At 43.9% G+C, this 21,283-nt stretch carries 24 protein-coding genes and 1 pseudogene; 22 read left to right on the top strand and 3 right to left on the bottom strand.

All coding sequences use genetic code 11. The annotated features are described in order from the left end of the window. The first annotated feature begins 6 nt into the window (after nt 1-6). The 11 genes and pseudogenes from COP04_RS16960 to COP04_RS16915 all read left to right on the top strand — a co-directional run bounded on the left by COP04_RS16960 (nt 7) and on the right by COP04_RS16915 (nt 9,561). The gene (locus tag COP04_RS16960) at nt 7-801 is read left to right on the top strand and encodes a nitrilase-related carbon-nitrogen hydrolase (RefSeq protein ID WP_100489101.1); all 795 of its coding nucleotides are present in this window, start codon (nt 7-9) and stop codon (nt 799-801) included. Then, nucleotides 788-2,158, top strand: coding sequence for an aspartate aminotransferase family protein (locus COP04_RS16955; protein ID WP_100489100.1), 1,371 nt, complete (start codon nt 788-790; stop codon nt 2,156-2,158). Before COP04_RS16960 ends, COP04_RS16955 begins: the two co-directional genes overlap by 14 nt. Before the next feature lie 142 nt (nt 2,159-2,300). Continuing rightward, complete coding sequence (locus COP04_RS16950; protein WP_239984920.1) at nt 2,301-3,158, top strand: MurR/RpiR family transcriptional regulator; 858 nt, start codon at nt 2,301-2,303, stop codon at nt 3,156-3,158. A 223-nt stretch (nt 3,159-3,381) separates the two neighbouring features. Further along, nucleotides 3,382-3,843 carry a MarR family winged helix-turn-helix transcriptional regulator gene (locus COP04_RS16945; RefSeq protein ID WP_100489098.1) on the top strand — a complete coding sequence of 154 codons (462 nt, stop codon included), beginning with the start codon at nt 3,382-3,384 and terminating at the stop codon, nt 3,841-3,843. 2 nt (nt 3,844-3,845) lie between these two features. Then, complete coding sequence (locus COP04_RS16940; RefSeq protein WP_204988048.1) at nt 3,846-4,682, top strand: hypothetical protein; 837 nt, start codon at nt 3,846-3,848, stop codon at nt 4,680-4,682. 33 nt (nt 4,683-4,715) lie between these two features. Next, complete coding sequence (locus COP04_RS16935) at nt 4,716-5,084, top strand: hypothetical protein (protein WP_100489096.1); 369 nt, start codon at nt 4,716-4,718, stop codon at nt 5,082-5,084. Then, nucleotides 5,005-5,367, top strand: a complete 363-nt coding sequence (locus tag COP04_RS16930) for a hypothetical protein (RefSeq protein WP_162297120.1) — start codon at nt 5,005-5,007, stop codon at nt 5,365-5,367. Before COP04_RS16935 ends, COP04_RS16930 begins: the two co-directional genes overlap by 80 nt. Nucleotides 5,368-5,528: 161 nt before the next feature. Then, nucleotides 5,529-5,732 (top strand): annotated as a pseudogene (locus COP04_RS20625) (VOC family protein); the annotation flags it as partial. Nucleotides 5,733-5,791: 59 nt separating this feature from the next. Then, nucleotides 5,792-5,917, top strand: coding sequence for a VOC family protein (locus COP04_RS20620; protein ID WP_338062856.1), 126 nt, complete (start codon nt 5,792-5,794; stop codon nt 5,915-5,917). 61 nt (nt 5,918-5,978) lie between these two features. After that, a complete protein-coding gene (locus COP04_RS16920; protein WP_100489094.1) occupies nt 5,979-7,052 on the top strand; it encodes a M42 family metallopeptidase in 1,074 nt (357 codons plus the stop codon). Between the two features lie 211 nt (nt 7,053-7,263). Beyond that, nucleotides 7,264-9,561: a tetratricopeptide repeat protein gene (locus tag COP04_RS16915; RefSeq protein WP_100489093.1), complete on the top strand. Its 2,298-nt coding sequence runs from the start codon at nt 7,264-7,266 to the stop codon at nt 9,559-9,561. Nucleotides 9,562-9,676: 115 nt separating this feature from the next. Here the strand turns inward: COP04_RS16915 and COP04_RS16910 are convergent, their stop codons facing one another. Continuing rightward, nucleotides 9,677-10,597, bottom strand: coding sequence for a VanW family protein (locus COP04_RS16910; RefSeq protein ID WP_100489092.1), 921 nt, complete (start codon nt 10,595-10,597; stop codon nt 9,677-9,679). Nucleotides 10,598-10,885: 288 nt separating this feature from the next. Here COP04_RS16910 and COP04_RS16905 point away from each other — a divergent pair, with 288 nt between their 5' ends. After that, nucleotides 10,886-11,404 carry a DNA-deoxyinosine glycosylase gene (locus COP04_RS16905; protein ID WP_239984918.1) on the top strand — a complete coding sequence of 173 codons (519 nt, stop codon included), beginning with the start codon at nt 10,886-10,888 and terminating at the stop codon, nt 11,402-11,404. Between the two features lie 93 nt (nt 11,405-11,497). On the opposite strand, the gene COP04_RS16900 is transcribed toward COP04_RS16905, so the two are convergent. Then, nucleotides 11,498-11,806, bottom strand: coding sequence for a TM2 domain-containing protein (locus COP04_RS16900; RefSeq protein WP_239984917.1), 309 nt, complete (start codon nt 11,804-11,806; stop codon nt 11,498-11,500). Nucleotides 11,807-12,152: 346 nt separating this feature from the next. Here COP04_RS16900 and COP04_RS16895 point away from each other — a divergent pair, with 346 nt between their 5' ends. The 10 genes from COP04_RS16895 to murB all read left to right on the top strand — a co-directional run bounded on the left by COP04_RS16895 (nt 12,153) and on the right by murB (nt 20,570). Continuing rightward, nucleotides 12,153-12,554, top strand: a complete 402-nt coding sequence (locus tag COP04_RS16895; RefSeq protein ID WP_100489089.1) for a CopG family transcriptional regulator — start codon at nt 12,153-12,155, stop codon at nt 12,552-12,554. A gap of 431 nt (nt 12,555-12,985) precedes the next feature. Continuing rightward, nucleotides 12,986-14,029 (top strand): agmatine deiminase family protein, encoded by a 1,044-nt coding sequence (locus COP04_RS16890; protein WP_100489088.1) that lies wholly within the window; start codon nt 12,986-12,988, stop codon nt 14,027-14,029. Then, nucleotides 14,026-14,904 (top strand): N-carbamoylputrescine amidase, encoded by an 879-nt coding sequence (aguB, locus tag COP04_RS16885; RefSeq protein ID WP_100489087.1) that lies wholly within the window; start codon nt 14,026-14,028, stop codon nt 14,902-14,904. Before COP04_RS16890 ends, aguB begins: the two co-directional genes overlap by 4 nt. 85 nt (nt 14,905-14,989) lie before the next feature. Then, entirely contained in the window at nt 14,990-15,742 is a 753-nt protein-coding gene (locus COP04_RS16880) for an AAA family ATPase (protein WP_420852796.1), read from the top strand. A 62-nt stretch (nt 15,743-15,804) separates the two neighbouring features. Next, nucleotides 15,805-16,170 carry an MmcQ/YjbR family DNA-binding protein gene (locus COP04_RS16875; RefSeq protein WP_100489085.1) on the top strand — a complete coding sequence of 122 codons (366 nt, stop codon included), beginning with the start codon at nt 15,805-15,807 and terminating at the stop codon, nt 16,168-16,170. 40 nt (nt 16,171-16,210) lie between these two features. Continuing rightward, nucleotides 16,211-17,305: a threonine aldolase family protein gene (locus COP04_RS16870; protein WP_100489084.1), complete on the top strand. Its 1,095-nt coding sequence runs from the start codon at nt 16,211-16,213 to the stop codon at nt 17,303-17,305. Between the two features lie 252 nt (nt 17,306-17,557). Then, entirely contained in the window at nt 17,558-17,929 is a 372-nt protein-coding gene (locus COP04_RS16865; protein ID WP_100489083.1) for a response regulator transcription factor, read from the top strand. Then, complete coding sequence (locus COP04_RS16860; RefSeq protein WP_100489082.1) at nt 17,926-18,552, top strand: chemotaxis protein CheC; 627 nt, start codon at nt 17,926-17,928, stop codon at nt 18,550-18,552. The genes COP04_RS16865 and COP04_RS16860 overlap by 4 nt, the downstream gene beginning before the upstream one ends. Nucleotides 18,553-18,557: 5 nt before the next feature. Then, nucleotides 18,558-19,475, top strand: coding sequence for a GGDEF domain-containing protein (locus COP04_RS16855; RefSeq protein WP_239984916.1), 918 nt, complete (start codon nt 18,558-18,560; stop codon nt 19,473-19,475). 168 nt (nt 19,476-19,643) lie between these two features. Continuing rightward, nucleotides 19,644-20,570: a UDP-N-acetylmuramate dehydrogenase gene (gene murB / locus COP04_RS16850; RefSeq protein ID WP_100489080.1), complete on the top strand. Its 927-nt coding sequence runs from the start codon at nt 19,644-19,646 to the stop codon at nt 20,568-20,570. Nucleotides 20,571-20,669: 99 nt separating this feature from the next. Here the strand turns inward: murB and COP04_RS16845 are convergent, their stop codons facing one another. Beyond that, entirely contained in the window at nt 20,670-21,167 is a 498-nt protein-coding gene (locus COP04_RS16845; RefSeq protein WP_100489738.1) for a GNAT family N-acetyltransferase, read from the bottom strand. Nucleotides 21,168-21,283 lie beyond the last annotated feature (116 nt).

The raw sequence follows: 21,283 nt of genomic DNA, 5'->3' as shown, positions 1-21,283 counted from the left end.
CTCCTCTTGATTAAGGCTGCAGCTATTCAGATTCATTCTGTCCCCGGACAAGTCGAGCAAAACTTTATACATGCCGTGGATATGATGAAACGTGCAAGGCGGCAGGGAGCAGAATTTATAATTCTTCCTGAGCTCTGGTCAACAGGTTACTACCTGGATAAACAGACTTTTGCCTCCCTAGCGGCATCTACAAAAGATACTATTGAGCAGTTTCAAAAAATAGCCTTTGAATGGCAAGTTGTATTGATTGTTCCCTTTGTTGAAAGTGAAAAAGGTTCATTGTTTATATCACTTGCTGTCATTGAGAAAACAGGGCTGATTTTAAAAACATATCGAAAATCTTTTCTTTGGGGTCGTGAGCAAAAAATCTTTACGGCTGGAAAGAGGCAGTACGTTCCCGTTGATACATCAATTGGAAGGATAGGTGTATTAATTTGTTATGATATCGAATTTCCCGAACCCAGCCGTCTACTTACACTCCAAGGCGCTCAAATTATTATCGTCCCTTCAGTCTGGAGTATCCCAGCACAATCAAGATGGGATATCCAGCTCCCTGCCAGAGCATTAGATAACACAGTATTTGTCTTGGGTGTAAATACCATAAACGAAGGCAGTTGTGGTAAGTCAAAGTTTGTTTCTCCATTGGGCAATATTCTTTGTGAATCGCCTGGCGATACGGAAGATATATTAATTTTTAATATAGATTTTGACAAAATACAAGAGACCAGAAAAATGATTCCCTACCTTGAGGAATATGACCGATCGTTAACACCTGGAGGTAATATTAATGTTGGAGAATGAAACATCAGAGTTAATAAATAAAACAAAAAAATCTAGAGCCTATTTTGAACGTGCACGTAAAGTCATCCCCGGAGGAGTAGCTGCAAATATCAAGTATTTTCCTCCATATCCAATCACGATGGAGAAGGGGCATGGCAGTAAGTTGTATGATCTTGATGGTAATGAATATATTGACTACCTGCTTTGCAATGGGGCACTGATTTTTGGCCATGGATACCCTGAAATTATTTCAGCTGTTGAAGCGCAAATGGAGACAACAGGAACGACAATTTTTGGGACACCTCACTGTTTGGAAGCTCAGATGGCTGAGAAAATTATTGATTTTTTTCCGAGTATAGAAAGTGTCAGGTTTACTAATTCTGGTACAGAAGCAACTCTGTTGGCCACTCGACTCGCGTTCGCTTATACAGGGAAACCAAAAATAGCTAAATTCGAAGGTCATTATCACGGCGGCTTTGATCGTGTCTTGATCAGTGTAAACCCAGATATTTCAGAAGCAGGGCAAGAATCATCACCAAATGCAATTCCAGATTCAAAAGGTATACCTGACTATTATGTTAAAAATACTGTAATCCTGCCCTTCAATGATTATGAGGCTACTGAGAAGATTCTTCGGGAACACTCAGATGAAATCGGGGCTTTGATCATGGAACCCATACTTGGTGGTTTTATTCCTGCTGACAAGTTGTTTATGGAAAAATTACGCGTATTAACAAATCAATTGAATATTGTGCTTATCATGGATGAGGTAAAGACTGGTTTTCGTATGCTTTCAGGTAGTGTGCAAGGGGAATTTAATATCAAGCCCGATATTACAACACTAGGCAAGGTCTTGGGTGGCGGATTTCCAATCGGTGCAGTCGGTGGGAAAAAAGAAATAATGAACATGCTATCGCCGACTAATGGGGCGGACATTCTTGCCGGTGAGTCCAAAAGTAAGAATAAAACGGATATTTTGTTTCACAGCGGAACCTATAATGGCCATCCAGTTGTACTTAAAGCCGGCTTAGCAACCATTACAGAATTGGGAGAAAAGGATGTCATGAAAAATCTCATAGATCATACAATGCTGTTGCGCAAAAAACTTGAGGCAGTCTATCGAAAACACGACATCCCTATGCAAACCATTGGGATGGGCAGCATATTCAATGTTGTTTTAACGGATCATCCTGTCCATAACTATCGAGATATGGCCTATGCAAACATGAACTTGAGAAAAGAAATTGATTATAAACTGTTAGAATTGGGAATTTATGTAAAACCGCTAACTCGATATTCTGTGTCCTGCGTCCACGATATTGATGATATTAATAAAACAGTTGAAGCTCATGAGATTGCTTTATCATATTTTTCGTAACCATTGATAACCGCATTATTTCTAAACAGCATGATACACTAGGGGGGTAAATTCTTTTGCCCCCCTAGTTTTATAAGATAGATTGCTATAAAATAAAGTGTAATTTGAGGTTTCATTTATGGGCAACTGGAGGAGAAGTTCTTTGACAAAATTGAACGTATACCAATATATTGCTGAGAATATCCCCAAAATGAGCAAAGCACATCTTAAAATAGCTCGCTATATTTTAGAAAATCCTAATACAGTACCTTTTTTGACCGTGAAAAAGTTAGCCAAACTTGCCAATGTTAGCGATGCAACGATCGTGCGTTTTGCAAATTATTTGCACTTTTCAGGGTATGTTGAACTACAACAAGCCATGCAGACTTCTGTTCAGGAACAATTGACTACAACAGAGAGATTGCGCATGACTAACGATGTTTATGATGAAAAAGATTTGGGTATCCGTGAAATAATGAAAGATGATATAGACAACATTAAATTGTTAATTGATCGCATTGACGTTGATGCTTTCCAGAAAACGGTGGATACATTGCTAAAAGCAAAGCGTATCTATATTATAGCAAATCGAAGTGCGGTATCATTAGGATTATTTCTACAATATTATTTAAATATCATGTTAGATAATGTTGAATTAATACAGTCCGTTGAGAAAAATGCTGAAAAGCTAAATCACCTTTCAAAAATGGATGTGATAATTGCGATAAGTTTTTCACGTTATACAAATACAACTATTAAGATATTTTCGTATGCAAAAACAAACGGGGCAACAACGATAGCTATTACAGATAATTTATTATCACCGCTGATTCCTTATGCAGATGTCGCCTTGACTGCACCCAGCCGGATTCCATCATTTATTGATTCATTTGTCGCACCACTTAGCTTGATCAATGCTCTCATTATCAGTATAGGGAAGGAAAAAGGAAACCATTTCTATGAACGGTTAGAAGCATTGGAGAAAACTTGGCAAGAATTAAATGTTTTTTATCATGGATAATCAAATGAGATTTTCTGTTGGAAGACTTCTTGAAAATGGAAGCGTAGGCTAGAAGAGAGTATCAAATAGTCCTCATTGATTGAGCAAGAAGGATTAAGTGGCATCTATAAAAAAAACACGATAAAACAAATTCGAATGCACAAAAAAACTTGATATTTTTTATAAAAAAGGTAATCTATTATCTACATAGGTAATACATTACTTTTTGCATGGAGGAAATGAATTGAACAAACTCGACCTGATGTCAGATCAGCAATTTCTTTTTGGCTTTATTTTTGTCGCGGCGAATCGCATGGATACGCTGCTTGAGCGGGAATTCAAAAAGTTTGACGTAACGACAAAGCAGTGGTTTCTGTCGATTGTGATTGACAATCTGTTTGATGAACCGCCAACAATCAAAGACGCGGCGAAGGAGATGGGGAGCTCCCATCAGAATGTGAAACAGATCGCTTTAAAACTGGAACAAAAGGGATTGCTGCTTCTTGAAAGAGACAAAAACGATGGGCGCGCCATCCGGATCAAACTGACTGAACGGAGCAAGGATTTCTGGGGGAAACTGAGAGAAGAAGGAACGGCCTTTACTCAGGCTTTGTTCAGAGACGTCAATCAAGACGATCTGAGTGCGGCGAGGCGAGCAATGCAGAAGGTGCTGGAGAATATTAGATTTATGGATAAAGGAGAATGAAGGTGGCCCATAAAACAAATGCACTTAAAACTGACAAAAGTTTTATCTATTTTACATTGCCCATTGTTATCCTCATGGCTGTGACAAGCAGCATCGGTATTTTCTATCAGGGAATCTATTCGAGAGAAACGATTGACTGGTTTTCCCAGACAATCGGCCAGGACTTTTCAAACTTATTTGTCACGGTGCCTGCCTTGATCCTGTCCGCTTTTTTTGCTTCAAAAGGCAATAGAGTTGGCAAGATCATTTGGACCGGGGTCATGATCACTAATGTATACGCGTTTGTGATCTACAGCTTTGCCCTGCATTTCAATTTCCTGTTTCATGTTTATTGCGCCATCCTCGGATTGTCGATTTACTCGGTCATTTATTTTTTTATAAAAAATTTGACCGTGGATTTTAAAAGCTGGTTTACAGATCGAGTACCGGTAAAGGCTGTCGGCATTTTTCTGATTGTGATTGCCGCACTGTTCACTTTGCTATGGCTGTCTCAGTCACTGCCGGCAGCGCTGATCAATCAGGCCCCGGAGAGTATCACGAAAGACGGGTTATTGACGAATCCGGTTCACGCACTGGATTTATCTTTCTACCTGCCGCTTATATTTATTTCAGCGATTATGCTGCTGAAAAAGAAATCGCTGGGTTATTTGCTTGCTCCGATGATGATCGTTTTTGCGGTTATGACCAATATCAATATCATTTTGCTGCTGATTGCTTCTATGGTAATTATGGTTTCGAACACTTGGCCAACGATTATTGTTTTTGTTGTTTTTACCATGGTTTGTTTTTTATTCATGTGGCAGATGTTTCGACATTTAAGAAAAGTAGAGGAAGATTAATTTTTTTATGCGTTCAGCATAATTTTTTTAAGATTGGTTCCAGAATCACTGCTCAAAGAAAGCCGCAAATTAATTGCCGGCTCCATCCGACGGGCAGAGGGAGACTTCGGTTTTATTGACTGGAATCGGGTGGATCAGGCACTTGAAGGTGCGGATACGGTTCTGGGAAACGCCCGGACCGAACTGGACAAGGGAAACAGCGGGTTGGCTGCTTCATTGTGCTTGGCTGTTCTTCCGGAAGTTGTTGCCATGCTGCAATACTGTGATGAATCAGACGGCGGACCCGGAGAGGTCATCAATCAGAGCCTGGACATGCTCGAGGATGCCGTTTTCACTGCTGAAGATGAAAGCCAGTCCGTCAAATACTTATGTTCAGATCCTGATTCAAGAGAAAAAGTATGAAAAGCTTCTGGATTATTGCAAGAATCATCTTTACGAGATTGAAACGCTCCATCCTTATCCTGTGAAGCCCTATCCGGCTGAGGTTAAACGGATTTTTACAGCATACATTGAGAATGAAGCAGAACACAGCAGCAACCGCAGCCATTATCGGCAAGTCTGCCATAAAATCAGAACGTTCAAAACGGCGTGCGGTAAACCGGCGGCCGGTTTATTAATCGGGAAGCTGAAAGAGGAGTACATACGTCGGCCAGCTTTCATCGATGAATTGAGTAAAATCAAGTGAACTTTCCTGAGACACGTATGCGTTAAAGATCAATTGACGTGCAGCTAGGGTAAAAGATCGTTGGATTGAATAAATTAACGGAAATGAAGTTTCTACAAAAGTTGGAAAATGGTATATAGCCATTTCACACCCTGTAGGAGGTAATCTGAAATGAAAAACGGATGTTCCCAATCCATCGCGAAGAGGCACTGAATTTGTACACGTCTCTCATTGAAGATTCCAGGGCCCTCAGTCTGAATCATTACGCCGCTGATGATTTTGGAGAAAAGGATAATATGGAAGCGGTCGCCTTTTCATTAAAAGGACAGAAATTCATGTGTAATGACAGTAGCGTAAAACATAATTTTTCGTTTGCACTTTCATTTTCTATGAATTGTGATACGGAAAATGAGATTGATTTGAGAAGTTATCAGATAGCTGAGGAGTGTTCGTGGAGCTGGCTGATTATTTTTTTAGCAAAAAATTTGGCTGGGTTCAGGATCAGTTCGGTATTTCATGGCAATTAATCTGCCATGATAATCGATTTGCTGACGGAAATTTGCCGGGTTAAGCGAAGTTTATAATACGTTCAAGTGGATAAATCCAGGATCGTTCCTGGAGGGGGCAGAAAATTGGACAAGCAGAAGTCTTTAAGATTAATTGAAGCATTATCAAACGCGAACGGTGTTTCAGGCTTCGAGAATGAAGTAACAAGCATCTTTTCAAAAGCTGTACAGGATTTTGGAAAAGTCAGTGAAGATCATATGCGCAATGTTATTGTTGAACGCGGCGGGAACAGTGGAAACAAACCGGTTGTTCAAGTCGACGCGCACAGCGATGAAGTCGGTTTTATGGTCCAGGCCATCAAACCGAATGGAACATTGAGATTTGTGACCATTGGCGGCTGGTCCGCAATCACTATTCCGGCTCAAAAAGTCAGGGTTCGCAATCGGGATGGAGAGTATATCCCGGCAGTGATCACGAGTACACCGCCCCATTTTATGACGGTTGAGGATCGCAAAAAGCTGCCGCAGGTTGCCGATATGTCCATAGATGTCGGCGCTACTTCGGCTGAAGAAGTGATGAATGATTTTAAAATTGATATCGGAGCGCCGGTGGTCCCTGACGTTGCCTTTGACTATCTAAAAGATAAGGATCTGTTAATGGGTAAAGCTTTTGACAATCGGATCGGCACGGCTTGCCTCGTCGATACATTACAGGAACTGAACGGTCAAGCACTTGATGTCGATGTGGTCGCTTCTCTGTCCGCTCAGGAAGAGGTTGGCGATCGGGGGGCGCAGATTACGGTCAGGAGAATTAAGCCGGACTTGTCTATTGTTCTCGAAGGTCCGCCTGCTGATGATACAGTCGTTGAGAATTATATGATTCAAACCGGAATGAGAAGGGGACCGATGCTTCGCGACTATGACCGGTCTATTATTGTGAATCCCGGATTTCAGGCGTACTGTCTGAATCTCGCGAAACAAAAAGGAATCAAAGCTCAGAGGGCGGTAAGAACGGGAGGCGGGAATGACGGCGCGGCGATTAATCTGTATCAGGGGACCCCAACGGTTGTGATCGGTATTCCGGTCAGATATGCGCATACGCCATATTGCTACGTAGCTTTTGAGGATTATGTATCCGCCTTAAATTTGGTGACTGAGATTCTTAAATCTCTTGATGCAGATAGGATTAATAAGTTTTGAGGAAGAGGATCCGTGATTATATAAAACCATACTTTTTTATCACGTTATTCGCGCAAATAGGCAGATGATCCCATCCCGCGTTAGAAAAATTATCCATGCTTCATTTAGTAGACTTCCACAGAAATTCGCTTAAAATTAATTATGTAGTGTAGGAAATATTTTTTCTCGGAAAACTTAGCATCACTCTTTCCGGGTCAAGAAGAGGGATCGAATGGAAGATTTAATGATTGACAGCACGCTGAAAGTAACTTTGGTCGATAGTGATTCGGAACTGGCGTTTTCTATTGCTGTGGATGGTTCGCCCGTATCCTTTAGGAAAAGGTTTCACCGAAGAGTTTTCATTCAGTTTTTCAGTGAACCGGGAAATCGTCCGCTTCATGTTCAGGATGTGCTGAAAAAGGACACTTATCAGAACGGTGAAGGGGAATTTGATTATTCTCTGGCGCTGCGCAAGAACAATATGGATGTCTCAATCCCTTATACTCTTTTCGCACCTTTTCACTTTGGTGACCTGATTGCTATGCGCATTAATCTGGAAAATTCAACTACAGGTGCTATTGCCGCCTTCGCGAGTCTCTCTTTGATCGGGACGAAAGCAGGAAAACTGGTTCAGAATAATGTCATGCTGATGGAGGAATACCTGAGAAGCGGTATACCTGAAGAAGAACTGATTCAGAAGATTTGGTATTGGATGGGAATCAATGCCGGTCGAAAAACATCGCTGGAGCGCAGTATTAGACTCTTGAAAGAACTTGCTGAGAAAGGTTCGGCCAATGCGGCCGGAAAATTGCACGAGCTATATAATGATGGCCGCCTTGTTTCCAAGGATAAAAATGAATCGGGCAAGTGGCTTCAGTGCCTGGAACAGATCAAAAGAGATTCAGCGCTTTCGATCGGAGAAAAAGGGCCTGTAGCTATTCCGGAAAAGATTATCGATGACGCTTCACTTGAAAAATGTGAACAGCTGGCTGAAGCGGGTTATCCGGAGGCTAAATGGCTTCTTTACATATTCAGTTGTTCGCCGCAGGGTCAATCGTACAACAGAGATCTGGCTTTTTCCTGGCTAAAATCTGCTGCCGAAGACGGCGTGCAACGGGCGGTCCGCGTCCTGGCTGAAGCTTTTCAAAAGAATTATGGATTCATTTCTAAAGAGCACGCGGAAGATTATCTGTCGGTGTTAAGAAAAGCCGCAGATACGAAGCAGCCGCTGGCTGAATATTTGCTTTATCAAATCTATAACGACGGACTCTGCCTGGGCCAGAGCATTCAAAAAGATAAAAAGCGCGCTCATTCCATGCTGCGCGCCGCAGCAGAAGATGGCAGCATCGAAGCGGCATATGACCTGTGGGAGGCTTATGAACACGGAAATCAGTTTCTGACTGACCCGAAAGATGCGTGGGAATGGCTGAAACTGGCGGCCGACCATGGTTTTCCGGCCGCAGAAGAGCGAATCGGGGATCTTTACATTGATGGCAAAGGTGTAGTAAAGGATAACGAAGAGGGTTTCTCCTACATGAGCAAAGCTGCCGACCATAATAACTGGGATGCGCAGTTGAAGATTTATCAATGCTATAATCATGGATTTTATAAGGACGTTTTGTTTGAAAAGGACCATGATCAGGCATTTAGCCTGCTCAGAAAATATGCTGAAGCCGGTAATCCGAAAGCATGCCTTCTGATTGTGGACAAGTATGAACATGGGAATCAGATGCTGATGGAACATCGGGAAGTAATCCGCTATCTGGAAAACTCCGCAGGGAGCGGTTATGCACCGGCTATGTACAGACTAGCCAATGTATTGCTGGATGGATTCTACGTGCGTCCGGATACAAACAAAGCAAAAAAATTGCTGGATGAAGCGGCAGGCAATGGATTTCCGGAAGCGCAGTTCGCTCTTTACCAGTATTATGTTTCAGGCTATAAATCCTTAAAAAATGTACAACCGAACAGGGAACGGGCTTATAAATGGCTTCTGAAGGCAGCCCAGTCTTCTCCGGAGGCACAGTACGAGATTTGGGTGCTTGGGAACAGCGAGGAAAATGCCGATTTGGATATTCCGGCACAGGATGCTATGGACTATCTTTTCCGCAGTGCGGCTCAGAATTACAGCCCCGCTATTTACCAGGTGGGGATGGCCTATGGCAAAGGACTCGGCGTTGACAGAAATCCGAAACGCGGGATCGAATTGATTGGGAAGGCCGTTTCACTTCATAATCCTGAAGCGATGTACACATTAGCGGAGATGCGGAGCAAAGGGGAATTCGATGGAGAAGCTGTGAAACAGGACTCGGAAGAGGGCATTCATTATTTACTGCTTTCGGCGGAACTTGGTTATCCGCCGGCCTGCGCGCGCATTCAAAAATTCTACTCTGACGGATCTCTGCCTGAAGAATCAGAGCTCTGGTTGAAAGACATGATGGAAAAAGCGGAGTTCCCAGCTAACAACCAGCAGGCATCTGTATCTGTCAGTAACGGTGAAGCGGCGGCAGCGATACAGAAAAACAAGTAGTCTGATCAAGAGACATTTTCCGTTCCAAACCTGGATGGAGGATGTCTTTTTTGATGCAGCATTTATAGCTGTTGAAAGTTGGTTTTGCGTATCTTGTGGCTGGTCACATGGTTCTTCATGTATTCGAATGAGCCGCTTGCATTTCATCTGGCTGAACTTCTGAGGTGTTGGGAACTTTCCTGGGTCTGACATTAATCACATCAGAAGAGTACAGTGTAAAAAGGATGCTCCCGCCGTATGTCTTTGCGCGGATCAGAACCGGTTGGTTATATTTGTTCTGAAAACGGAAGTCGGGACCGTACCAGCTGACAGTGGCGTCACGTCCGGGCGGAACGTAGGCGACACGCTTGCTGTGGGAATAGCGCTGGATGATGCGCAGTCCTGCACTGTCGGCCGCATTGAAAAGGGTGGATGAAACCTGACAGATGCCGCCACCTACGCCCTCAGAGTACTCACCTTTGACGATAATGGGGGCAGGCAGATACCCTTTTTGGGTTGTCCTCCTTCCCACGACCCGATTGAACGAGAACGTCTCATTTGGAAAGACCACGTAGTTGTCAATCGACCGGACTGCAAGAGCGATATTATGTGAACGGCTTTTATTGCCGGGATTAAAAGAAGTGGCATAATGGCTGATCTGCCGCACCCGGATATGGGCGAGCAGCTCGCTGTCGACTTTAGGATAAGTCTCAAGGACAGGTACTTCAATTTCGGCTGCGCCACGGCCGAAAAAGTAGCTGTTGAACTGATCTCTGAATGCCTGTCTGTGTAGTCTGCGGCCTTTTCTTCCAGGAATGATGGTTCCCTGGTCGTCGATCCGGGCATTTACCGGGGACTGATCAATTTTCCGGTCAAGGGTGCAGATAAACTGCTGATATTTTCTGCTGTCAATCATTGGGGTACCGGGGAAGAATGTTGTAAAATCCTTACGGTTGACTTGTGTCACCACGTGTCCCTGTTCGGTTATGGTCAGGCTGTCCGGAAGGGTGGCGGGCTGGGCAAGCAGTATAAATCCGGCCATTATCCATTGAATCATCAATCGTCACACCTCCAGGTTTTTAGTATGGGCAATTTTTTCTCCCTTAGCACTACTTTTATTGAGTGGGTTGATTATGTCTGAGATTTTGAAGATTGGATTGATAAAGGCTAATTGATCGGACTTTCAGTTCAAAACAGGATCAAATGCACTTGCTGAAGCCAGTTTTCAGGCGGAAGTTGATCTGGCACGCCTTTTTCCGTCAATCAATTTCTTGTTTCATACCAAATTTCCGAAGATAATAAGAAAAGACATGAGATTGTAAGAAAAAAGCGGGGAATGAATCCATTGGGGAACAAATCAAAGCTTCATTTTTCTATGAAACCCATTATCGGGGCAGGCGCCCGTGTCCTTATTTTAGGTTCGATGCCCGGCCACATTTCTTTAGTGAAACAGCAGTATTATGCGAACCCGCGAAATCAGTTCTGGCGAATCATGCGCACTCTCCTTGGCAGAGAGGCGGAGTTTATTGATTATGACGATAAATGCGCTTTTCTTAAGCGTCAACGGATTGCACTTTGGGATACGATTCATCAGTGTACGAGGGAAGGGAGCCTGGATTCGGCAATCCGAGATGAGGAACCAAATAAGATTTTCGGCCTTTTACAGGAGTATCCGGAGGTCCGTCTGATTGCCTTTAACGGCACGAAATCTTTTGCGGTATTCCGGAAATATTTTAAAACAATCCCAATAGGTAATCGGGATTTGGTTTGCTTACCTTCGACCAGTCCGACTCCGGGCAGATATTCGAAAACATTTGGTGAAAAACTGGCGGTCTGGCAAATCATAAAAGACTATTTGAAATAAATTTGCATCTGAATGATGCGGAAAATAAGTTGATTTCCGGAAATTGACGGGCAAAACTAAAAAAACCGCCGCAGCGGTATAAAAATGCAATAATCATGATCTTTTACTGATCACTTCTTGCACAATCTGTTCTTCAAGTTGATCGTTATTTTCATGGATGATTTCAGGAATCAGAAAGAGATCGACAATTTTCCAGACAACGGAAACAATAAGGCCCATAACGGTAATTGTCAGAATGAGTTGAGCAATGGCTGAACCTTTGCGCCCAAGATAAAAACGATGAATGCCCAGGTCACCCAAGAAGATACAGAGCAGATAAGCAACGACAATATTTTTGCCACGCTTCTCTGATTCACTGTTCACGAGCAGCTGTTCTTCATTTGACAAATTCAAATGGATCATCATAACTTCCCAGACAATAATATTAATGTCATTGCATAAGAAAGCAGGCGTGAGGTCGCCGTATTGGATCGAAAAGAGACAATAATATTAATGTCATTGCATAAGAGTGAATGCATGGAGATACAAGTCACTCGTTGAACTCCCTTGTGCTGTATAAAAGAGGCACCTTGAAAATCGGGAATTAGTGGAGCCATTTTTTTCTAATTATACCATATTTGGCTGGAACGGGATTTCAATAGATGAAGTTTACCAGATAGCATCCATATAGATTTTCTTCACCATCTGTACGGATGGTGAAGATGCTGCTATAATGACCTGAAACAGATGGTTGGGAGATGGTGAGTGAATGGCTGATACAGAAAAGATAACCGTTAATATGAATGTTGTTGATTTGGGGAAAATGGATTTGCTGATTGATCAGGGTTTCTATTCTAACAGGACGGATTTTATAAAGACTGCGATCCGAAATCAGATCTCTGTCCATGCCAGAGATATTGATCAAGTAGTCACCCAATCGTCTTTTACGATCGGTGTAGCGTACTTCAATAGAAGAACTCTTGAAAAAGCTGTGGCGGAGAGCAAAAAGCTGAAGATCACAAATGTGGGGTTGCTGATTTTCAGCGATGACATTGACAGTGAGCTGGCACTTAAAGCCATTAAATCTGTTAAGGCTTTTGGTGTGCTTAGAGCAAATCCCGAATTCAAAGAGGTATTAAAGAGCGGGATATGGGATGTAGATGAGAGGTAGAAATCTTTTTCTGTGTTACTTGTTCCGATTCGCACCGAGATTATGTCTGATTCCAAACCTTTATTGTCCGGTTCAGTCCTTCTTCTGTCTCAATTCGATTTTAATTAACTGTTGTACAGTTTGCTTCCGCTATGCAAGAAGAAACATGGGCTAAGAGATCGCATTTTTGGCAAGGGATCTGCATCCAAAGCCAAAAGAGCACCGGAATAAAATCACCCCGGTGGAATAAACCGAGTTTCAGCGTTTTTACACCAATATTTTTATGGTAACATACACGTTAGAGTCGATTACGGAGGTTCAGGTAATCCGTGTAATCGGTTAACACGGTCATTGAGCAATTTTTTTACTAAATGTGGGCGATTAGTATCCTTTATGGATCAGCGAAGTAAGTCAAATAAACATAATAAGAAAAATGTGAGGTAAACAATACGATGTATCCAGCAGAATTTGGCTTCCGGATGCCGGCAGAGTGGGAGGTGCATGAGCGCACATTCATTTCATGGCCGGTTCGCGAGTCCATGTGTTATCCCGAAAATTATGAGCGCGTCTGCAGTGGTTATGCCAATTTTGCGCGTGCAGTGGCTGAATTTGAGCCGGTCACGATTATTGTTAATCCAAACGAAGCGGAGCAGGTCGAGGATTTGTTCAGCTGTTCGGATATCACGGTGCTTCCGATTCCGCACGATGACTCCTGGATCCGTGACAACGGTCCGACTTTTCTGATTGACAGTAAAGGGAGCCGGTCGGGGATCAACTGGCGGTTCAATGCCTGGGGGGAAAAATACAGACCATGGGATCTGGACGATCGGGTCGCTGCAGCCGTACTGGAACATTTTCACGTACGCCAGTTTGATTCACCGCTCGTACTTGAGGGTGGATCGATTCACGTCGACGGAGCAGGAACACTGCTTACGACAGAGCAATGCCTGCTCAATCCAAACCGTAATCCGCAGCTTGACCGTGAGCGGATTGAGAACGAACTCAAAAAATTTCTAAATATACAAAAAGTGATCTGGTTGAAAAACGGTCTGAGTGGGGATGAAACAGATGGCCATGTGGACAATATCGCCTGTTTTGCCGCTCCCGGGAAAGTGCTCATCCAGGTTTGTGATGATCCGTGCGATGATAATTGTGCGATTACCCGTGAAAATCTCGGGATACTGGAACAGGAGACGGATGCGGCCGGACGAAAAATAGAAGTAATCCCAATTCCTCAGCCTCCTGAAAGAAAATTTCAGGACAGCAGACTGACACTGAGTTATTTGAATTTTTATCTCTGCAACGATGGAGTTATTCTCCCGGTCTTTGGCAGAGAGGCCGAAAAGACAGATCATGAGGCAGAAAAAATTCTGAGCCGGGCATTTCCGGATCGCAGGATCAAGACCATAGACGGTATGGCGATCATTAAAGAAGGCGGCAATATACACTGCTCAACACAGCAGATGCCGGCCGTACAAAGAGGTGGACACACATGAGAAAAGTTAAAGTGGCGGCTACGCAGATGAGTTGTTCTTGGACGCTTGATGAAAATATCGCTAAAGCCGAGTCGCTTGTACGTGCAGCCGCCAAAAAGGGTGCTCAAGTCATTTTACTTCAGGAATTATTTGAGACTCCTTATTTTTGCCAAAAGGAAAAGGTTGATTATTATGCGCTGGCGGAGGAATTGGAAAAAAACCGGGCAGTGAATCACTTCAGCCGGATCGCCCGGGAGCTTCGGGTCGTTCTTCCACTCAGTTTTTATGAAAAGAAAAACAACGCGCTCTATAATGCATTGGCCATGATTGATGCGGACGGAACAGTGCTTGGAACATATCGGAAAAGCCATATTCCGGACGGGCCGGGCTATGAAGAAAAGTTTTATTTCAATCCCGGAGATACCGGATTTAAAGTCTGGCAAACCCGGTATGGGAAAATCGGCGCGGGCATCTGCTGGGATCAATGGTTTCCGGAATCGGCGAGATGCATGGCGCTGATGGGTGCCGAACTGCTTTTCTATCCGACGGCAATCGGCTCCGAACCGTACGATGCGTCGATTGATTCAAAAGATCACTGGCAGGCATGCATGCTTGGCCATGCGGCGGCTAATCTCATGCCCGTGATTGCGTCAAACAGGATCGGCACAGAGACTGATGAAGACTCCAAAATCACATTTTACGGCTCATCGTTTATCGCCGGTCCGCAGGGCAGCAAAATAGTCGAGGCGGACAGAACAAGCGAAACCGTGCTGACCGCTGAATTCGATCTGGATCAGCTTCAGACCCAGAGATTTGAGTGGGGCATTTTCCGTGACCGGCGGCCGGATTTGTATGGCGTGATCACGTCCTATGACGGGAAAGTAAAGTTTCGATGACAGTTGCGGTTGCTTACATGAAAAAGGCTATGAATATGGCGATAAAAAATCTTCATTTCCATTTCAGCATCGGGAGCTGATCGTTATTATGAATCATTTATTCATCCGCAACTTCTCGATTGATCACTCCGACACGACTTATACGGACAGCTATTTATCCAGCCTTCAGATATTGCAGCATCTTGATGAATTTGAATTTCGAAAGAAGGTCACGTTCTTCGTCGGTGAAAACGGTACGGGAAAATCAACGCTTCTTGAAGCTTTGGCTGTCTGCTGGGGATTTAATCCGGAGGGCGGCTCAAAGAACTTCAACTTTTCAATCAATGATAGCTATTCCGAGCTGTATCGTTCCATAAGAATCGTCAGGGGCAGTGATTATCCGAGTGACGGTTTTTTTCTGCGTGCTGAGAGTTTTTATAACGTGGCATCAAATATTGATGAGTTGGCGAAGGAGGTCGGTGGCGCGGCTTTTTTGAAAGGTTATGGGGGTAAATCGCTGCATGAGCAGTCCCATGGGGAGAGCTTTCTCGCGCTGATGCTCAATCGGTTCCGCGGGCATGGTGTATACATACTGGATGAACCGGAGGCGGCACTTTCACCGTCCAGGCAGCTGACTATGATGGTACGTATCCATGAACTGGTGGAACAGGATTCCCAGTTTATTATTGCTACACATTCTCCGCTTCTGATGGCCTACCCGGACGCGGATATTTTTATTTTATCCGATCAGGGTCTGAAAAGAACACCCTATGAGGAAACGGAACATTACATGGTTACCCGGAGCTTCCTGGAAAATCCGGGTAAAATGCTTCATTATTTGTTTGATGGGGCACCATAATCTCCTTTCTGGCTTCCCCTGACACAGGCCCGGCAAACTGAACAGAAAGAAGGAACCGGTAAATGAAATACGAATGGATTGATGAATACTGCCTTTCAAAAAAAGGAGTGGAGCAGGATTATAAGGTGGAGTGGCAAGCCACCCGCTATATGATTCGGGGCAAAATATTTGCGATGATGGGCGGGGATAAAAACGGACGTCCGATTATTACCGTGAAACTGGCTCCGTCGACAGGCGCGCAGCTCAGAGAGGAGTATCCCGATATTATACCGGGCTATCATATGAATAAAGTCCACTGGAATTCTCTCTACCTTGAAGGAGATGTGCCAGAGAGTGTGCTGAAAGGCATGCTGGATCAGGCACACAGTATCGTGCTGAACAGATTGAGCAAAAAAGTGCGGGAAGAAATCATTTATCCTGAGAGCTGAACCTGAGAGCTGAATAGATGAAGAAAGGGGAACGATCGCGGTGAGTGAAGAAAATGATCTTTTAAAAGCGTTCAGAAATACGGGATATAAGCTCGGCGGCAATGGACCGCGAACCATTCAGGTATTAAACAAAGCTTTTAGCGAGGTGGATGACGCGACGGAAAGCGATTTTTACGGCAATGGCAAACTGATTGAAGATTTCCAGAAAAAAATGGCTGATTTTCTTGGCAAGGAGTCTGCCGTGTTTTTCCCGAGTGGCGTGATGGCGCAGCAGATTGCACTCCGCATCTGGTGTGATCGGAAAGGGATTAAAACGGTCGCTTATCATCCGACCTGTCACCTGGAAATTCACGAGAATGGCGGTTTGAAAGAATTGCACCACATCCGGCCGCTATTGCTGGCTGACAAGGATCGGTTGATACAGCTGCAGGACATTACTAACCTTAAAGAGGATATTTCCTGTTTGCTTCTGGAATTACCACAACGCGAGATCGGCGGTCAGCTGCCGGATTACGGTGAACTGATGCGGATTTCAGCTTATTGCCGGGAAAACGGTATCCGGCTTCATCTCGATGGGGCAAGACTGTTTGAAGTGCTTCCTTACTATCAAAAATCGGCCGCCGAAATCTGCGGCCTCTTTGACAGTGTCTACGTCTCATTTTACAAAGGAATTGGAGGTATTGCCGGAGCGATTCTCGCCGGTGATACTGATTTCACAGAAGAATCAAAAGTATGGAAAAGGCGCTACGGCGGTGATCTGATCAGCCTTTATCCCTACATCATCAGCTCAGATTACTATTTTGACCGGCGGATCGGGAAGATGGCCCAGTATTATGAAGAGGCGAAGGAGTTTGCCGGATTCTTTAACTCCTGCCATGGCGTTTTGACATTACCTGAAGTTCCAGTTTCCAACATGTTTCACGTCTATATTAATGTCCCGGAAGAGAAACTCAGGCCTTTGCTGATTGATTTCTATCAATCTACTGATATCGGCCTGACCGGATATTTGAAGAAGACGGACAACGGTGGCTGTTCTTTTGAAACAAATATTGGAGATTTGTACGAAGGCGTATCTGATGATAAAATCAGATCAGCATTTCGGATACTGGATCAGATGCTCTTGAAAGTCATCTAAAGAGATACAGCCAATGGTCGTTAGAAAAAGATCGGAAATTTGGACGATTAGAGGAATAAGTTGTTGTTTTTTTCTCATAGATTCGTATAATAGAAGAAATAGCACGACTTTAGACTCATACAAAAAAAGAGACTAAAGAACTATATGCGGTGGACAACTAGAAAGTCTTTAAAGTGGATGCGTAAATTATGCACCTTTTGTTTCAATTTTTCTGATATAATTTTTAAAGAGTGACGAAGGGGACTGTTGATAATGACAAAAGTACTGATCGTTGACGACTCAAAATTCTCTCAGAAAATAACATCCACGCTCGTGGGAAAGCATCTGAAAGGTGTCACATTCGATTATGCGGATGACGGTGAAGAGGGTCTGGAACAATTCAGAAAAATTCGTCCGGATTATCTGCTCATTGACCTGTTGATGCCAAAATTGAGAGGACAGGATCTGATTGAAGAAGTCAGACAGATTGACTTTGATGCTAAGATTATCGTTGTCTCAGCCGATGTCCAGAAACGTGTGCGTGATGTTATAGAAAAAATGGGTGTCTTGTCCTTTATCAACAAACCGCTCAATGATGAGAAGGCGGAAGAAATAGCCGACATTATAAGGAAGGATGCCCAGTGACCGGAAAGATCAACCGAGAGGACATACTTAAAGAACTATTTAATATCGGTGTCGGACAAGCTGCCGGCACACTATCCGAAATTATTGATAAAAAAATAATTCTTGATGTCCCGGATGTAAAAATCCTCAGTGTTGAACGTGGAAAGGTTGAACTGGACAAATTTTTGAATCAAGTGGCTGAGGGAGCGGTCATGGTTTCCTCCATTTCATTTGACAGACAGCTGGAGGGCACTGTAAGCCTGATTTTTCCTGCTGACAAAATGCATCAATTTATTGATCTTTGTCTCCATGAGGATCGCGGCGAGGAAGCTACAATGGAGTTTACGGACATCGATTTCGATACTGTCAAGGAGATTGGCAATATTGTTTTGAATGCGATCATTGGCGAGCTAAGCAATACGGTCAGTATACCTGTTGAATATACGCTCCCCGAGGTCAATGTTCTGGACCGCGCCCGTGCAGATCTTTTTGTTACCGATGAGGCGTACCACCTTATTTTGATGATGTATATTACCTTCAATATTGAGGGGACGCATATCGAAGGAGCAATCGTCATCAACATGACACTGAAATCATTGGATGATATTTTGAATACCATTGATAGAATGTATGATGGAAGATGAGCGACATGGATTCTTTTCTGCCCAATATATTGAATTGCATAAATGAAGGTATTGTGATTCTTGCTGAAGACTTAAGCATCATTTACTGGAACCCGTTCATGGAGAAGCTGACAAAGAAAAAGCAGGATGAAGTTAAGGATACGAAGATTGAAGAAGCGTTGCCTTATTTGAATCGAAACTTTTTCCATAGTGCGGTGGATAAGGTGATTGCCGGAGGTACACCGGTCTTTTTCTCCGCGGCGATGCACCGGCGCATGATCAGTGAAAATCATAAGGTGAATCTGAAAATGAATCGCGTCTCGAATCGTGATGGGGCTGCTATATTGCTTGAATTTATCGATGTGACCAATCAGTTCTATCAGATCAGCCAGCTCCGCGATTACGTCAGGCAACTTTCACATCTGAACATCAAGCTTCAGCAAAAAGAGAAAGTCATCGAAAAACTTGCCTATTATGATAAGCTGACCGGTGTTGCCAATCGAGCGCTTTTTGATAAATTTGCGGACAAATATTTGAATCTGGCAAAACGGAGCGGCCATGTGCTTGGGCTGATGTTTGTCGATGTCAATGAGTTCAAAGCAATCAATGACACATTTGGTCATAATACGGGCGACAAGGTGATGACTCGTGTGGCAAGCCTTCTAACTGAATCGACACGGAAGAACGATATTGTTTGCCGATACGGAGGCGATGAGTTTCTCGTCCTAATGCCAGATATTACGAGTTATGCTGACTATCAGAGAGTAGCGAAGCAGATCAGCCGCAATAAGAAGAAGCATATTATTCAGGACGGTTATCGAATCAGCCTCTCTTTAAGTACCGGGGTAAGCTTTTATCCGGATGATGGAGAGACGATTGACGACCTGATTGCAAAAGCGGATGAAATCATGTATGCAGACAAACATGGATCACGTCAAAATTAAGGCATTGAATTTGATCCACTTCTTGCCGGACCGTCTGTTTCAAGTGCGTTGGATGATATTGGAAGACAGTTGACATATGAATGGCTGAATGGCATAAATAATAATTACAGATCTCCTGCACGGGATCTGTCTTAAGTAACAAAGCCAAATTAATGATAGAGGATCGGCATGCAAAAAATTAATATTTATGAACATCTAAAGGAAATTGTGGGGGACACAGATCGGGTGAAATGCAATGAGACCTTGAGTGCCTACACATTTACAAAGACAGGCGGAGAGGCGGACATTCTCGTTCTGCCCGAAAGTTATGAAGAAATCTGCAAAATATTGCACTTTGCAAAGGATCAAGCGATGCCGGTGACCATTCTCGGGAAGGGATCCAACGTCATTATCCGTGATGGCGGGATTCGCGGCATTGTTATTAACTTACTGCATCTGGATGCGATACGTCTTGAAGGAAACAGTGTGGTCGCTCAATGCGGGGCTGCAATTATTGATGTTTCACGTTTTGCCCTGGCACACGGCCTGACCGGGCTTGAGTTCGCCTGCGGTATTCCTGGATCGGTCGGGGGCGCTCTGTTTATGAACGCCGGAGCGTACGGAGGAGAAACTTCAGATGTCCTTGATCAGGCTGTTGTGGCCGACCTTTCTGGGCATCTTTTAAACTTGAGCAGGGAGAAGCTGAGCATGGGGTACCGGAGCAGTGCAATCTCTGAAAACGAGTATATTGCATTGGAGGGGACATTTTCCCTCTGCCCCGGAGATAAAGCGGAGATTAAGGAGAAAATGGAACATCTGACCTATCTGCGTGAGCTGAAACAACCGCTTGAATATCCGTCATGCGGCAGTGTATTTAAACGTCCGCCAGGTTATTATGCGGGCAAACTGATCCAAGACAGCGGCCTTCAGGGCGTCCGGATCGGCGGAGTAGAAGTGTCGACCAAGCATGCCGGCTTCATGGTCAATGTCGACCATGGAACAGCCACAGATTATATTATGCTGATTCACTATGTACAGAAAAAAGTGAAAGAAAAATTCGATGTGGATCTGCATACTGAAGTCCGGATTATTGGCGAAGATACAAGTGCTGAGTGATTTTTTTTAATAATCCAGCGGCTACGCAAAGCGCAGTCAAAGACACAAAAAAACGAAGCGGGTCAATTTTACCGCTTCGTTTTTTACGTAACATCTTCATTATTTGGCTAAACGTTTTCCAAGAATGACCAGGTCATGCTCAATGCTGTCCAGTTCAGCAATCTTCGGGAGTACTCCCCATCTTTCAAAACCCAGGCTCTCAAATAAGCGAAGACTTGGTTCATTGTGGCCGAAGATGAAAGCCAGCACAGTTTTGATTCCAAATTCAGCTGATTTTTCAAGAGACTGCCTGACAAGAAATGAGCCCAACCCCCTTCTGCGGCAAGACTCAGCCAGATAAATACTGATTTCCGCCGTTGAGTGATAGGCAGGCCGTCCATAAAAAGAACTCAGACTGAGCCAGCCGCATACTTTCCCGTCCAGCACGGCTACCCAGAGCGGCCGGTTCTTATTCGCAAGATGGGCTTCAAACCATGGCTTCCTCTCGTCAATTGAGACTTCTGACGTATCTGCAGTGACCATTCTTCCAGGGATTGTTGCATTATAGATGGCGACAATAGCCGGGAGGTCTGCTTCAACCGCGTCACGCAGGATCATTTTTTCTAACACAGTAAGGTCACCTTTTCCTTTTTTAAAGAAGATTGTTTTTAATACATGTCCCTGCCCCTATTTGAGTACACATTTCATGAACTGTCGAATTCTGGCAGCTATTC

The sequence above is a fragment of the Sporolactobacillus pectinivorans genome, from assembly GCF_002802965.1.
In the GTDB taxonomy this organism is placed as follows: domain Bacteria; phylum Bacillota; class Bacilli; order Bacillales; family Sporolactobacillaceae; genus Sporolactobacillus; species Sporolactobacillus pectinivorans.
Note: the sequence above shows the minus strand (reverse complement) of the source record. Positions and strands in the feature narration are given on the sequence as shown.

What these genes read in the sequence shown, in the direction of transcription:
- COP04_RS16955 (WP_100489100.1), top strand. Translation starts at nt 788, where the DNA reads ATGTTGGAGAATGAAACATCAGAGTTAATAAATAAAACAAAAAAATCT.
- COP04_RS16930 (WP_162297120.1), top strand. Translation starts at nt 5,005, where the DNA reads ATGCCGTTTTCACTGCTGAAGATGAAAGCCAGTCCGTCAAATACTTAT.
- COP04_RS16915 (WP_100489093.1), top strand. Translation starts at nt 7,264, where the DNA reads ATGGAAGATTTAATGATTGACAGCACGCTGAAAGTAACTTTGGTCGAT.
- COP04_RS16910 (WP_100489092.1), bottom strand. Translation starts at nt 10,597, where the DNA reads ATGATTCAATGGATAATGGCCGGATTTATACTGCTTGCCCAGCCCGCC.
- COP04_RS16900 (WP_239984917.1), bottom strand. Translation starts at nt 11,806, where the DNA reads ATGATCCATTTGAATTTGTCAAATGAAGAACAGCTGCTCGTGAACAGT.
- COP04_RS16895 (WP_100489089.1), top strand. Translation starts at nt 12,153, where the DNA reads ATGGCTGATACAGAAAAGATAACCGTTAATATGAATGTTGTTGATTTG.
- COP04_RS16890 (WP_100489088.1), top strand. Translation starts at nt 12,986, where the DNA reads ATGTATCCAGCAGAATTTGGCTTCCGGATGCCGGCAGAGTGGGAGGTG.
- aguB (WP_100489087.1), top strand. Translation starts at nt 14,026, where the DNA reads ATGAGAAAAGTTAAAGTGGCGGCTACGCAGATGAGTTGTTCTTGGACG.
- COP04_RS16875 (WP_100489085.1), top strand. Translation starts at nt 15,805, where the DNA reads ATGAAATACGAATGGATTGATGAATACTGCCTTTCAAAAAAAGGAGTG.
- COP04_RS16865 (WP_100489083.1), top strand. Translation starts at nt 17,558, where the DNA reads ATGACAAAAGTACTGATCGTTGACGACTCAAAATTCTCTCAGAAAATA.
- COP04_RS16855 (WP_239984916.1), top strand. Translation starts at nt 18,558, where the DNA reads ATGGATTCTTTTCTGCCCAATATATTGAATTGCATAAATGAAGGTATT.
- murB (WP_100489080.1), top strand. Translation starts at nt 19,644, where the DNA reads ATGCAAAAAATTAATATTTATGAACATCTAAAGGAAATTGTGGGGGAC.
- COP04_RS16845 (WP_100489738.1), bottom strand. Translation starts at nt 21,167, where the DNA reads ATGATCCTGCGTGACGCGGTTGAAGCAGACCTCCCGGCTATTGTCGCC.